The 14,167-nt window shown below is 53.6% G+C and carries 12 protein-coding genes; 7 read left to right on the top strand and 5 right to left on the bottom strand.

Features of this window, described 5'->3' with window-relative positions; all coding sequences use genetic code 11:
• Positions 1 to 63: 63 nt before the first annotated feature.
• Both O5O45_RS04630 and O5O45_RS04625 read right to left on the bottom strand, forming a co-directional pair.
• Complete coding sequence (locus O5O45_RS04630; protein WP_305904100.1) at positions 64 to 399, bottom strand: hypothetical protein; 336 nt, start codon at positions 397 to 399, stop codon at positions 64 to 66.
• A gap of 229 nt (positions 400 to 628) precedes the next feature.
• Positions 629 to 1,480, bottom strand: coding sequence for a DUF2846 domain-containing protein (locus O5O45_RS04625; RefSeq protein ID WP_305904099.1), 852 nt, complete (start codon positions 1,478 to 1,480; stop codon positions 629 to 631).
• Between the two features lie 380 nt (positions 1,481 to 1,860).
• Here O5O45_RS04625 and O5O45_RS04620 point away from each other — a divergent pair, with 380 nt between their 5' ends.
• Positions 1,861 to 2,415 carry a hypothetical protein gene (locus tag O5O45_RS04620; protein WP_305904098.1) on the top strand — a complete coding sequence of 185 codons (555 nt, stop codon included), beginning with the start codon at positions 1,861 to 1,863 and terminating at the stop codon, positions 2,413 to 2,415.
• 67 nt (positions 2,416 to 2,482) lie between these two features.
• Here O5O45_RS04620 and O5O45_RS04615 read toward each other — a convergent pair whose 3' ends face one another.
• Positions 2,483 to 3,379, bottom strand: a complete 897-nt coding sequence (locus O5O45_RS04615; protein ID WP_305904097.1) for a coiled-coil domain-containing protein — start codon at positions 3,377 to 3,379, stop codon at positions 2,483 to 2,485.
• A 373-nt stretch (positions 3,380 to 3,752) separates the two neighbouring features.
• Between O5O45_RS04615 and purE the strand changes: the two genes are divergently transcribed.
• The 6 genes from purE (at position 3,753) to O5O45_RS04585 (ending at position 11,248) form a co-directional block, all read left to right on the top strand.
• Positions 3,753 to 4,244, top strand: a complete 492-nt coding sequence (gene purE / locus O5O45_RS04610; protein ID WP_305904096.1) for a 5-(carboxyamino)imidazole ribonucleotide mutase — start codon at positions 3,753 to 3,755, stop codon at positions 4,242 to 4,244.
• Positions 4,241 to 5,368, top strand: coding sequence for a 5-(carboxyamino)imidazole ribonucleotide synthase (locus O5O45_RS04605; protein WP_305904095.1), 1,128 nt, complete (start codon positions 4,241 to 4,243; stop codon positions 5,366 to 5,368). The genes purE and O5O45_RS04605 overlap by 4 nt, the downstream gene beginning before the upstream one ends.
• 359 nt (positions 5,369 to 5,727) lie before the next feature.
• Complete coding sequence (gene sodB, locus O5O45_RS04600) at positions 5,728 to 6,312, top strand: superoxide dismutase [Fe] (protein WP_127969583.1); 585 nt, start codon at positions 5,728 to 5,730, stop codon at positions 6,310 to 6,312.
• Positions 6,313 to 6,538: 226 nt separating this feature from the next.
• Positions 6,539 to 8,599 (top strand): putative bifunctional diguanylate cyclase/phosphodiesterase, encoded by a 2,061-nt coding sequence (locus O5O45_RS04595; protein ID WP_305904094.1) that lies wholly within the window; start codon positions 6,539 to 6,541, stop codon positions 8,597 to 8,599.
• 98 nt (positions 8,600 to 8,697) lie between these two features.
• A complete protein-coding gene (locus O5O45_RS04590; protein ID WP_011398374.1) occupies positions 8,698 to 9,291 on the top strand; it encodes a LemA family protein in 594 nt (197 codons plus the stop codon).
• A gap of 13 nt (positions 9,292 to 9,304) precedes the next feature.
• Positions 9,305 to 11,248, top strand: coding sequence for a M48 family metallopeptidase (locus O5O45_RS04585; RefSeq protein ID WP_305904093.1), 1,944 nt, complete (start codon positions 9,305 to 9,307; stop codon positions 11,246 to 11,248).
• 70 nt (positions 11,249 to 11,318) lie between these two features.
• Here O5O45_RS04585 and gspD read toward each other — a convergent pair whose 3' ends face one another.
• Together gspD and O5O45_RS04575 are read right to left on the bottom strand one after the other, a co-directional pair.
• Positions 11,319 to 13,265, bottom strand: a complete 1,947-nt coding sequence (gene gspD / locus O5O45_RS04580) for a type II secretion system secretin GspD (RefSeq protein WP_305904092.1) — start codon at positions 13,263 to 13,265, stop codon at positions 11,319 to 11,321.
• Between the two features lie 63 nt (positions 13,266 to 13,328).
• Positions 13,329 to 14,165: a type II secretion system protein N gene (locus O5O45_RS04575; RefSeq protein WP_305904091.1), complete on the bottom strand. Its 837-nt coding sequence runs from the start codon at positions 14,163 to 14,165 to the stop codon at positions 13,329 to 13,331.
• Positions 14,166 to 14,167: the final 2 nt, after the last annotated feature.

Here is a 14,167-nt window from a genome sequence, read left to right as displayed (position 1 = left end):
ACAGTGTGAAAAATGCGGCTACCTTACCATATCCGAAAGCGCAGTGACTTCGCGGGCTCGATCTCAAATATCCTGGCGCGAAGCGCCGACGTCGCTGATTCCGTGTCGCGCTGCGCATGACTTTTCCTCCAGACGAGCTGACTCGACATTAGAACGCCGACATTCGGGAATGGCTTTATCCGCCAGAGATTGATTGATGCTGTCAAAGAAATGATGGGCCGAGTCGATACTTTGTCGCACCTTGGGCTCCAGCGCCGCACTGATGCGCGTCGCTCCGGCCAAGCCGCCTTTTCCCGTCTGCAACGCCTTATCGTAGGCTTTGCCATATACATCCTTCACACGGTCAACAAAGCTTCTGGTCTTTTGCACTTGGTCTTGAAACATGGTCGTCACGCTCATAGTTCAGTAAGTCCTTTTTCTGTTTCCTGTCCGCCGTTGATTTGTCGCCGCTTACTTCCAAAACTAACCGGCTGAAAACCTTACCCATATTTCAGAAGCGCGGCGTCGCCGCAGCTTCTGCTTCAATTGAAGCCCTTACAGTAAATGATAGATGTTAAACCCAGATGTCACCCTATAGAACCGGGTGACAGCACAGAATTGAAAATTTAATGTGGCATCACGCGTCCTATCAGAACGGCCACCACCAGGATGAGCTTTCGTTTTCCGCGAGCTGCGCCTCGTAGGCTTCTTTGCGTTGATCCAGCTCACGCTGCATACGATCCGCCTTCAGCCGCTTGGTGGGCCCGCCGCCGCACATATACATACACCACCATTTATCGGGACGGTAATGGCCCTGCTCTTTCAACCTTTCAATTTCTTCCTCGCGGGCGACCTCTATTTCTTCCTGCTCCCGCTCAAATGCGTATTCGATATTTTCTTTCACAATAGATGTAGCGGCGTGATTAGGCGCCAGCAGATCGCTATTCAGAAAGCGGGTCTCCACGATTTCGTTATAAGCGAAGTCAGCGGCCACCAACTGCAAATCCCCTTCCGCCCAGGGCGAGTCCGCTTCTATTTCCGGGTTTGGATCCGGTTTGCTGATTTCGGAATAACGTAGATAGTAAATTTTGCCTGCATCAACACTGAGTATCTGATCCGTCATATCGCTCAGAGTAAATCCGCCGATACCTTCAAAGCCCAGTAAGGGCCTGCGCATAGTAATACGCCGCTCGCCTGGAGCCACCTGCAGCCAGGTATAACTGTTGTCGCGAAAGTTGAAGTACTGGCTGTCATCGACATACACACTGGGCGACTCTATCTCTTCTGACGCCCAGTCACTGTGAGGTCGGTAAAAATATATAAGTGCGGAGGACGTACTATCCCATTCCGAGTCAGGAATATGCACAAATTTAGGGCCGCTAACCGGATGCACAAAGGCCCCTACGCTCTTCCCCACGGATTGATAGATCTTACACCCACTCATCCCCACCGCCGTCACCAGCAGTAATACAAACGTTCTGAGGCTCGGATATCGTTGCATACTCACTCCCCCATTTATAAGGGCGTCGCTTTCATGACCATTTCACAAATCATGGCTCTTGTTTATTGAGGTAGAGGGTTGTGTGGGGGCGATCCCCTTGGCGTACAACTCTCCAGGCTGGCGATGATTCTAACAACCGTATGCTTCGCCAGCTGAGAATTGGAGCAAGAATTCGCTACAAGGAGTTACTTTGCACTACATTTCTTTACAGTTATTTTTCCCACAAGCATGCGCCAGCCGAATGATTAGATTAAATTTTCAACAGAGACGATAAATGACAATAAATAAGTCGTATTTTGAAACGGCTCCACATTCCCGTTCTGTTGAATTGCTACAATCAGTCACAATCAATTATAAAAAATGCGCAAGGGTCACTACTCATGAACGACTCGGATGTCCTCGCCACCGCGCCAGATCCACAAAAGGATCGTTTATTCACACCAGCTTTGATGGCGTTACTGCTCGTCGCAGCGCTGAGCATTTCAGCCGAAGAGCTTCCCTACGAAATGGAATGGAAAGCCTTGGATGAGCCTTCCACGGAAGCTAGCGTGCATATTGAGCTTGATGACGGACAAGCGCTCGATATCACCTTCTCCGAGGCGCAAATAAACTATATCCCCATTGCAGACACAGTAGAACGCACCACTCTGGACTCCATCTCTCTCGCCCTGCTTCAGAATCCGCAGCTATCGGATATCTTCGTTCCCGGCCTGTTCTCCCCGCCTGCGGCGGGTGGCCCTGTTTATGAAGAAGCACAACGAGCGCGTAATGATGAAAGAGAAGCCGCACTATACGACCCTAACAAATTAGCGACGCTGGAAACGTCTGTCGCAGCGGCGCTGCTTTTTCGCCAATATGTGGAAGTAAGAATTGAGCCGCAATTTCAAGCGGTGGATTTTGATGCGACCACAATCGTCAACACGCCGCGGCCGTAAAAGAATAAAGATTGATTCGCGAGCTGCAGGAAAGCGCCCAAGCCTCACTTAGGCGCACAACCCAGTGCTATTTCTGCATTGCCTTCAATTGCAGCCCGATTTCGTTCATGCGACGATCCAGCTCAACATAGCGTTGCACCAGTTGATTGCGGGTGGCGTCGATGGCGCTGACTTTCTTCTCAAGCTCCTTGAGATTGCCCTCCAGATTCTGCTCGTTCATTTTTCCGATCATGCGCTCAAGTTTGGCGAGAGCCACGGTCTGTTCCGACAAAGCTTTCTCCAGCTTGTCGGAACTTTGCTTCAGAAGTTGCGCCAACTCAGCCTGCTTCCTCTCCAATGCTTCATCGGTGCGCCCCATATCATCCGCCAGTGCGGAAATCTGCAGCGCCTGCGCTTCCTGAGACTTGCCAAGGTTTTCACCGATAACCGTCAGGCCATTTATCTCACCGCTTAGCGCCTTAACCCGCTCCTGTGACTGCTTGAAATCACCCTGCAGGGCTTTCAGCGCTTTCTGATTGTCCTCAATCAACTGTTTATTGCGTTTATTGGACACATCCCACAACTTACGGATTTCGGAGTCCAGGGTCTTCAGTTCCCTGGCCATTTCATTGCCGCTTTGCGCCATGGTGGCGTCGGTCTGATTAATTTGACCTTCAAGACGCGCAGTCACCAGCTTACTTTGGGATATGTACTGAGTCGCCTGCTGCAGTTGGTTTTGTAGAGACAGAATGGTTTGCTGCTGGTTTTTGACCTGCCAATATCCAATCAGCGCAAAAGTCAGCACCAGAATGAACACAAAGACGATCGCCCATTGCGCGGGACGGGACAGTCTGACATAAGCCTCCACCGGGGCCTCCGCAACCGGCGCAGCCTTTTTGGGCTCAGCAGGTTTCGTCGCAGGCGCTTTATGGCGCTGTGATTGAAATCGATCAACCTCGTCTTTCTCGGGCTTAATTGTCTCCATGTATCCTCGCTAGTGGACTGTATTTATATAGTGTATCGGCAAACGCCCGATTCTGCGCGGTTGCGCCGTGGCATTTTAGACAATGCCGAAGTTTCCGTACACGCGCCCTCATCCAGCTTCACAATAATTGCGACAGAACAGGCATGAAGCAACCCGCTATTATTCCGTTTTTCATGAGCCAGATAAAGGCGTCGCGCACGCCTGATCGCCACGGTTTGCAGCGGGAGTCGACAAGGGCCGCTTTCGTTTGCATCCCATGTACCGACTCACTAAACTATGCGCCTCTTTTTTAAACAGTATGCCTCGACCACCCGCAAATTCGCGCCCCATAGGCGAATTTATCCAATAATGACAGGGTTACTAAGGAGAAATCATGCAGCCTTTAGTTGGCATTATTATGGGCTCCAAATCCGACTGGCCTACCATGGAGCACGCCGCCGAGATTCTCGACAAGCTGGGCGTCCCCTATGAAGTGCAAGTTGTTTCCGCTCACCGCACGCCGGACCTGCTGTTTGACTACGCCAAGTCCGCCGAAGGCAGAGGCATCAAGATAATCATCGCCGGAGCTGGCGGCGCCGCCCATCTGCCCGGTATGGCCGCGTCACAAACCTCGTTACCGGTACTGGGCGTCCCTGTGCAGTCCAAAACGCTGAATGGTCTAGACTCATTATTATCCATCGTACAAATGCCCGGAGGAGTCCCTGTGGGTACGCTGGCGATCGGCAAAGCCGGAGCTACTAACGCAGGACTGATGGCGGCCCAGATTCTGGGCTTGCAGGACAGCAATATCATGGACGCAGTCAAAGCGTTCCGCAAACAGCAGACAGACACTGTTCTCAACAACGCTGATCCAAGGCAATCATGAAAAGAATCGGCATTCTCGGAGCCGGCCAACTTGGCCGCATGATGGCGCTGGCGGGTATGCCGCTGGGCTTTGAATTTGCGCTTTACGACACCTCCGGGGCCCCGTCTGCGGGCCTTGGAACGATTTTCAGCGACCCCGACAACACCCAGTCAGAGCTGGATCGCTTCCTCGATTTCGTTGATGTAGTGACCTACGAGTTTGAACACCTGCCTCTAGATCTGGCGCAAAACATCGCCGCTCGTAAGCCTCTGTATCCAGGCGTGGAGGCGCTGCGCGTATGTCAGAATCGAGAACACGAAAAGGCGCTGTTCACTCAATTGGGCATCCCTACGCCCAAATATCGTCTGGCCAACAGCCCGGAAGAATTGGCTGAAGCCGCTCGTGAGCTGGGAACTCCGGTTGTCGCGAAATCCATCACGGAAGGTTACGACGGCAAAGGCCAAGCGGTCCTGAAGTCCGCCGAAGAGGCGGAAGAAGCCTGGAACAGCATTGGACACCCCCGACTGATTGTCGAGTCCTTCGTCAATTTCTCCCGGGAAATCTCCATCATCGCCGCCCGCAGCAGCTCAGGCGAAACCGTCACCTACCCTCTGGCGGAAAATATTCATCATGGCGGCATTTTGCGCTACACCATCGCCCCGGCGCCGCGCATTAGCGCCGAACTGGCGCAGAAAGCGGCTGAGTATATTGAAAAGCTGATGGCGCACCTGTCCTATGTGGGCGTCCTGGCTCTGGAGCTCTTTGAAACGCCAGACGGCCTCCTGGCCAATGAGATGGCGCCGCGAGTGCACAACTCCGGTCACTGGTCCATGAATGGGGCGCATACAGGGCAGTTTGAGAACCACTTGCGCGCCGTCGCCGGCTTACCGTTAGGCGACACCCAGCCTGTCGGCGTCAGCTGCATGATCAACCTGATCGGTCGCCATGCGGATCGTGAAAGCGTACTGACGCTCAGCGACACGCATCTGCACCTGTACGGCAAAGAAGAACGCGCAGGCCGCAAACTGGGACATATCAACATTGTTGCGGAAGACTACAAAGCGTTGATCGCCAAAGTGGAAAAATGCCTCCCCTTCGTGCCGGAGCATACGCCTTTCACTTCCTCGCTGGCTCACTTTGACTAACGTTTTGCCGGCCCATTTTTATGGGCCGGCATCCCCAATAAACCGCCCGCATTTCTTATAGCCATCTGGTTCTATCACTCACCTAGCTTATTAATTTTATTAATAAGTCTGATAAATAATCTTGAAAAACCCTTGATAGCACTCCATATATGCGGGTGATATCATTCTGCGCGATCAAACAAAAGAATTCTGTCGGTCGCCATCTGGCCGGCATCAATACCCAGGGTGATACTGTGATGACCCTGAGCCTGCAGGCTGAATTTCCGGAGATTCGGAGCTATCTCTTCCTACTCAGTCTGTATACTCTAGAATCAGAGACTTACACGGGATTACACACTTAAAAAGACGGAGAAAATCTCATGGCATTTGAACTTCCTGCTCTCCCTTACGAAAAGAATGCGCTTGCGCCGCACATTTCCGAAGAAACTATCGAATACCACTACGGTAAACACCACAAAACTTACGTCGATAAGTTGAACGGTCTGGTTCCAGGAACTGAATACGAAGGGAAGTCTCTGGAAGAAATTATTATGGCTTCCAAGAGCGGCCCCGTTTTCAACAACGCCGCCCAAATATGGAACCATACTTTCTACTGGCACTGTTTGAGCCCTAACGGCGGCGGCGAGCCTACCGGCGAGTTGGCGGACGCTATCAACAAAACCTTCGGCTCCTTTGAAAGCTTCAAAACCCAATTCACTGACAAAGCCGTTAACAACTTCGGTTCTGCATGGACCTGGTTGGTCAAAAACGCTGACGGCTCTCTGGAAATCTTCAACACCAGCAACGCGGGCACGCCAATGACTGACGGCAAAACTGCCCTGCTGACTGTTGACGTTTGGGAGCACGCCTACTACATCGATTACAGAAATGTTCGTCCTAACTACATGAACGCATTCTGGAATCTGGTGAACTGGGATTTCGTCGCCAAGAACCTGGCCGCTTAATCCGCTCCAACGTCGGGGCCCCGCGCCCCGGCGTGACTCACACCCAGACAGTTCCCTCCCCACTCTCCGGTTTTTATTTCACTCGCCACATATTCAGTTTCTCCCCCCCTCTCTACTCCCGCGCGCCTATGCTGTTACTTTGCCCCGTATATAACTACACTTTCTATAGCAGGGGATAATAAGATTGACACAAACACCACCGCCGGCGTCGAAGCAATCAATCAGCATGGTTCAAGAAAAGCAAAACGCTCCAGTAAAATGGCGACACAGCCTGTCCGCCAAATTAATGAACTGGGTGCTGTTTACCGCCTTGGCGGTAGGCGTTTTACTCAGCATTGGTCAGATTATTTTCGAATCCATGCGCGCCGTGGAGGAAATGGACAACGAAGCCAGACAAACTCTGGCCATTGTGCGCGACCCCGCCACTCAGGCGGTATACAGCATTGATCCCGATTTGGCGCAACAGGTTCTGGAAGGCCTGTTCGAAAAACCGTCCATCCGTTATGCGGCCATCTCCCATCCCAATCAGACTATTCTGGCAGAGCTCTCCAAACCCCTGCAGGAAACCCAAAGCCGCTGGATGACCGACGCCATCTTTGGCAAAGAGCGTGAATACGCCATCTCTTTATTTCGTCCGACGCCACAGCCCACCTACTACGGCGAGCTAAAAATCGTCGTGGATACCGCACCCAAGTCAGCGCTGTTTTTCGAACGCTCCATACTGATTTTCTTAACCGGCCTCCTGCGCGCCCTACTCCTGGCGTTTGTCCTGCACCTGGTCTACCACTTTCTGTTAACCGCGCCGCTTAAAGCCATCATCAATTCGTTACTACGCATCAACCCTGCTGAGCCCGGACTGCAGTCACTCCCAGTGCCCCGCCAACACGAAAAAGACGAATTGGGCAGTTGGGTGCGCGCCGCCAACAGCCTTTTGCAGTCCATAGAGGAGCACCAACAGAAGCGTCAGGCGGCGGAAGCGCGAATCATTAAACTATCCCAGTACGATTCCCTCACCGGCCTGCCGACTCGATCTCTGTTCAGTAACTACATTGCCGCAGCGGTGGACGACTCCGAAGCGCTGAACCAGAAGTTTGCGGTTTTTTGCGTCGGCATCGACGACTTTAAGTCGATCAACGAACAACTGGGCTACAGCCAGGGAGACAAGCTGTTACAGGCCTTCGCCGAGAGACTGCTGTCGCAACGGGACGGCGTGCATACGGTCTGCCGACTTGGCGGCGATCAATTCGCCCTGATCCTGTTTAATGTCAGCAGCAGTTACCGGGTGGCGGCTTTCGCCGAATCGCTGCTACGGGAAATCAGTCGTCCGTTCGAGATTGAGGACCAATTAACCCCCGTATCCTGCACCATCGGCATCGCCATTTACCCGGACGACGCCCGCGATGCGGAGAAGATTCTACAAAAGGCCGAGCAAACCATGATGCTGGCCAAGTCAGTCGCCAATAATCACTTTCAGTTCTACGTCGCCAGCCTAGACAGCGAAATTCGCGAGCGAAAAAAACTGGAGAGAGATCTCTCCAAGGCCATACAGAACAACGAGCTGTTTCTGGTCTACCAGCCGCAAATGGACCTGAATTCGAAGCAGGTTGTGGGCTGCGAGGCGCTGTTGCGCTGGCGTCATCCAGAACGCGGCCTGGTTCCCCCGGACGTTTTCATCCCCATTGCCGAAGCCAATGAGACCATCCTGGAGATTGGCGACTGGGTGCTGCACGAAGCCTGCGCTCAGGTTCATCAGTGGCGCAGCCAGGGCTTCAACATCAAGGTGGCGATAAACCTGTCCGCCAACCAGCTCAGACAGAAAGAGTTCGCGCCTCATGTGCTGAAAATTATCGAAAGCCGCCAAATCCCTACTTCTCTGATCGAGCTGGAGGTCACTGAAACCAGCTTCATGGAGAACCTGAATCAGGCCATTACGTCCCTGCGCCACCTCAGTGAATTCGGTATTCAATGCGCCGTGGATGATTTCGGCACCGGCTATTCTTCGCTCAGTTACCTGAAGCAGCTGCCTATCCGCAAGATCAAGATCGACAAACAATTTGTCCGTGACTTGATGAAAGACGAAGACGACACCCAAATCGTGCACGCCATCATTCAGCTGGGCAAAAGCCTGCGCCTGGATGTCATCGCCGAAGGTGTGGAAACGCCGCGGCAAGAGCGCTTCCTGAAGCATGACGGCTGTACGCTGGCGCAGGGCTACTATTACAGCAAGCCGGTGCCGCCGGAAGAATTCATAGAGTTCATGAAAGTCAGTCACGCGCCGCAAACCTGACCGCCGCCTCATCACGCTTGACGCCAAGCGTGAGGGTGGAACTTGCGTAACGCCCTCATTTAACATGCGGGAAAACATTCTATTACGGGAGCCTATCAATGAGCATTTCCGCGATTATCGGCATTGTCGTCATCATCGCCGTCGCCTTCTACCTGATATCCATCTACAACAAACTCGTATCCCTGAAGAATCGCTTCAAGAACGCTTTCGCCCAAATAGACGTACAGTTACAGCGCCGTCACGACCTGATACCCAATCTGGTGGAAACCGCCAAGGCGTTTATGAAGCATGAGCAGGACACGTTGGAGAAAGTCATGCAGGCGCGCAGCCAGGCTATCAATGCGCAACAGGCGGCGGCGCAACGGCCTGAGGAAGGAGAGCGCATCAAGCAGCTTTCTCAGGCCGAAGGCATGCTGAGCCGCGCTCTGGCGAACTTCTACGCTGTGTCTGAAAACTATCCGGACATCAAGGCGAACCAAACCATGCAACAGTTAATGGAAGAGCTAACCAGCACGGAAAACAAAGTTGGCTTCGCCCGTCAGGCATACAACGACGCCGTTATGACCTATCACACCTATCGAGAACAATTCCCCAGCAATCTTATCGCCGGCTTTTTCGGCTTCAAAGAAACAGAGATGTTTGAAATCGAGTCCGCCGAGGCTCGTCAGGCTGTCAAAGTCAGCTTTAACTGATTCCTGACAAGCCATGGACTTTTTCGCCAAACAAGAGCGCGCGCGCAAGCTCTCCGGGATACTCCTGCTCCATTTCGCCGCCGCCCTGATAGGTATCGCACTCGCCATTAATATCGCCGGCTTCGTCGCTTACTACTACTTTGTGGATGCGCGTATGACCCCTGGCGTCTGGCTGGCCGGCCCAGCCTGGTGGGTCGCGCTAGCGGTCATCGCCATCGTCGCAGTGGGCGCAGGCAAACGCTTTTTACAGTTGAGGCACGGCGGACGCTCCGTTGCGCAGATGGTTGGCGCCCGCCAGATCAATGCGGCGACTCAGAACCCGAATGAGCGTCGCCTGGTCAATATCGTGGAGGAAATGAGCATTGCTTCCGGCGTACCCATTCCCAGTATTTACATCATGGACAAGGAAGAAGCCATCAACGCCTTTGTGGCGGGCTACACGCTTGAGGATATGTCTCTGGTAGTCACTGCCGGCGCGCTTAACTCACTAAGCAGGGATGAGTTACAAGGCGTCATTGGCCATGAGTTCAGCCACATTCTGAACGCTGACACCCGCCTGAATGTACAGATTATCGCCGTTCTTGCCGGCATCCTCCTGATAGGCTCCACCGGGGCCTTTCTGCTGCGAATGTCCAGCCGAAGCGGCGGTGGGCGCTCACGCGACGCGCGTGGGATCATAATCGTCGTCGCAGCGGGATTCACTCTGTTCATATTGGGCTATATAGGCCTGTTTTTCGGCCGCCTGATTCAAGCTGCGCTCTCCCGCCAAAGGGAATATCTGGCGGACGCATCGTCGGTGCAGTTTACCCGCAATCCAGAAGGCATCGCTGGCGCACTCTTCAAGATCAGGGAAAACCAGACACACTCCTACCTGGGACATACGTCCAACGCCCAGGAAGTCAACCATATGTGCTTTGGAGAGAGCCTGAAACTGAGCGCCTGGTTCGCCTCCCATCCGCCGCTAGATGAACGCATTCGCGCTGTGGATCCACTTTTTCTGACCAAACAGAGAGCGCGCCGCAATCAAGGCCAGGCCCAACAAACTACAGCATCAGCCTCTAGCGCCCATCCAGCCACATCGGGATTCGCACCCGGGAGCGCGCCGCCTTGCACGGAGCAAATCAAAAGCACAGGCATCGCCAGGCAGGTTGGACGTCATACACAGGCGACGCATGACTGGAGCCAGCGAACACTGCAACAGCTGCAAGCCACCTTTGGCGACGCCCTGCACACGCCAAGTCAGGCGGAAAGCATGATCTATGCTCTACTGCTACTGGAATCGCCAGTCAGATTGCCGGTGGGCGAGAATATCCTGCACTCCTCGGGAACTCCCATAAAGAGCATGCCAGAAGTCGACAGCCTTGAACGCAAGATCACGACATTACCGGCCAATCATCGCTTACCGCTTTTAGAAGTCTGTCTTGGCGCATTGAAAGGAGGGGCCGTCGCCACTCGCTCTCAAGTCGTCGTCACCGCGCAACAAATTGTTGCTCTGGACGAACGCACGACGCTTTCGGAATTCGCCATCCTCGCCCTGTTACGCACGCAACTGGATGAAGGCTTTGCTCCTCAACGAGAAACCTTGACTCGCTATGAGCAAGCCGGTGATGAAATTGCATTGATGATCTCCGCTTTTGCGCGTTTGGGCGTCACCGCTTCAGGCGCAGATCCAGAAAACAATCCCAGCCAGTTCTTCAAACAAGTGATGTCGCAGAACTTCCCCCACCTGCAAGCGACCTTTTACTCCAGACTTGCTTCCGATCGGCTCACGGATGCGCTCAACAGATTGTCACAGCTGTCAGCATTACTTAAACCAGCCGTGGTCGAGGCCTTCGCACAATGCGTCAGCTACGATGGTTATGTCAGCTTGAAGGAATATGAGTTGCTGCGCGCCGCAACGGCGGTGATGGGATGTCCGATGCCGCCCCTGGAACCCAGCGACGAGATTGATAATTAGAAAAGAAAGATAGAAGGAAGATATCAGGCGTGAGGCGGCGGAGCTTGTCCGCCGCCGGCATTGAGAAGTCTTACTGCTCGAACGCGTTCTCTCTGTATACGCTGTCCATAGAAGGCTTGATCATGGTTTCTGCATGCTTATCGCCTTTATGATTGCGTTTGATGCTGAGGTTAAGCTCCCACAGCTGATCATATTTATCCTGGCTCGCCTTCTTGGCTTCTTCCTTGTTGCGCAGGATGGTTGGACGCAGAAATACGAGAAGGTTTTGCTTATCTTTTTCACGCTTGGTGCTACGGAACAGCGCGCCTAACAGAGGGATATCGCCCAACAATGGCACCTTGGCTTCTGACAATTTGTAGTTCTCGCTCATCAGACCGCCCAACACGATGGTTTCAGCATTGTCCGCCAAGACAGAGGTCTTGATCTGACGCTTATTGGTGATGATATCCGACGCGCTTTCGTTGGAGGGCGCAATGGAAGAGGTTTCCTGTTCGATTTCCAATCTGACCAGATCGCCATCACTGATGCTTGGCGTAACACGCAAGGTTAAGCCCACGTCCTGACGCTCAATAGTAGTGAATGGGTTACTGGTGCCGTCGGTGCCAGTGCCAGTTTGTCCGGTACGGAATGGCACGTTTTGACCAACGATAATTTCAGACTGCAGGTTATCCATAGTGATGATGCTTGGCGTGGACAGCAGGTTCGCCTGACCACTGGTGCCCAGTGCCTGAATCAACGCGCCCCAGCCTTTTTTGCCATCAGCCTCGCCAATCGCCACTGCAGCGATATCGCCACCAATGGAAGGCGTCGAGTTGCTGGCGATAGCCGCCAGTATCGCCGAGGCGGAAATGCCTACGTTAGTGAAGTTAGTGACAGTGGCCGGACCAGACTTGCCAGTCAAATCCCCAGCGGCCATTTGCACACCCAACTGGCGACTCAGACCATCGCTGATTTCCACAATCGCAGCCTCGATCAATACTTGCGCACGACGCACATCCAGCTGCTGAACGATCGCCTCGATCTCTTTCATCATGGAAGGCTCCGCGCGCACCACCAGCGCATTCAACCCTTCATCCGGATAGATGCTGACTTTGCCGCCGCCAGGCGCCGCCGCTGCCGCTCCCTCGCCTTTTGCCGGCGCAATATCACCCATCAGACCTTTCAGCAACTCAGCCAGAGCCTCCGCGTCAGCATGACGCAAGTTGATAACCTTGGTGGTGCCGCTCACCGCCGCAGGCTGGTCCAACTTGGCGATAAGAAGGCGCATTTTATCGCGGAAGTTCTCATCGCCTTTCAGGATCAGACGGTTGCTGCGCTCATCGGCTACAACGCTGAACTTGTTGGCGGGCCCTTTGGGCGCGCCTTTACCCAGCTCGGAAGGCGCCAGCTCTTCCAACAATTTAACCATGTCGCCTACCCAGGCGTCTTTCAGCTGAATGACTTCAAGTTGATAGTTGGAGGGGCTGTCGAGCTCGCTTACGATGCGCTCAATACGGGCGATGTTATTGACGTGGTCGCTGATAATCAGGGCGTTGGCGGCGGCGACTCCGGCAAGGTGTCCATATTTGGCCACCATCGGACGCAATATCGGCACCAGCTCAAGGGCGTTGGCGTTCTTGACCTGTATGACCCGGGTCACCAACTGCTCCTGCGGCACCGTCTTGAAAATCGAGGTGTTCTCCGCGGTTTGTTTAGCCTCGTTCTGCTGCACAATTTTGATGATTCCTTCGGAAGGAATCGCCGCGAAACCATGTACGTTCAACACGGAAAGAAACATTTCGTAGACTTCATCACGCCCCATGGCGGCGTTCGACACCACGGTGACTTTGCCTTTCACCCTGGGGTCGACTACAAAGCTGTAGCCGGTGATGTCGGCGATTTGAGTAATGAAGGCGCGGATATCGGCGTCTTTAAGGTTGACCTTCCATGTCTGATCTTCGGCCCCCGCCACGCCGGAGAAAAAACCCGCAATCAACAACCAGGCAAATGTAAAGGCTCTAAAATGTTTCATGTCCATTCAACAATCTTTTTTTGATTTTCATTACTTTGAGGAAGTCGCTTAGCGCAGCGGGTAACTGGCTCAGCGTAATGGGTAACTGATAGTGAAAGTCGCCCCATCCCGTTCTATTTCCACCTCCAGCATGCCGCTTTCATACAGCTGCTGAATCATCTGTCTATCCTGCTCGATGTTTCCAAGAACATGACCATTCACCGAACGAATCACATCCCCTTTCTGCAGGTTCATGGCACCCAACATAGGGTTGGCGCCATCGTACTGGTAGCCGGACGCTCCGTCGCCGCCACTCACCGGCGCCAGACCCACCGAAGCCAATGCTCCCCGCGGGTCTTCCTCCAGTCTCTTCTGCGCGACGTTGACGAACTCTTCGGGAGAGTCAATCCTGCCGCTGTCTCTGGGTCTCGCCACCTGTTCGATAGCGCTGCCCGCAACGGCGACGGAATCGTCAAACGCCAGCTTCTCCAAAGCGCCATTTCGACTGATCAACACATGATCAGGAAACACTGCTGACAATTTGGCTCCGCCGGGCAGCATTTCATTAATACGATAATATTCGGCCGATTTTCCCTTTTCCGCAATGATGGCGCCGGAACCGCCTTCTTCACCGCCGACTACGACCCCATACAGATCCAGCCTTAACGCAGTGATTGGAGCGTCCACTTGGCTCAACGCCTTTTTGGCGGAGGTATCTTCCGCCTTGCCGAATAAATTCCACGCAGGATAGTTAGCCTGCATCGCTTGATTCTTGTTTGCATTCGCCACGCCGCCGACCGGCATGACGATAATGTCCGGGGTTCCCACCCAAACGCCCCAGGTCACCCTTGCGGCTTGCCACGCCAGCGTCACGACGATGGCGAGCAAGAGCACCCAGGTTATCTTAGTAATATGGCCTGTCAACATGG

This window comes from Hahella sp. HNIBRBA332, from assembly GCF_030719035.1.
GTDB lineage: Bacteria > Pseudomonadota > Gammaproteobacteria > Pseudomonadales > Oleiphilaceae > Hahella.
The sequence above is the reverse complement of the archived record's forward strand: the minus strand, read 5'-3'. Positions and strand labels throughout refer to the sequence as shown.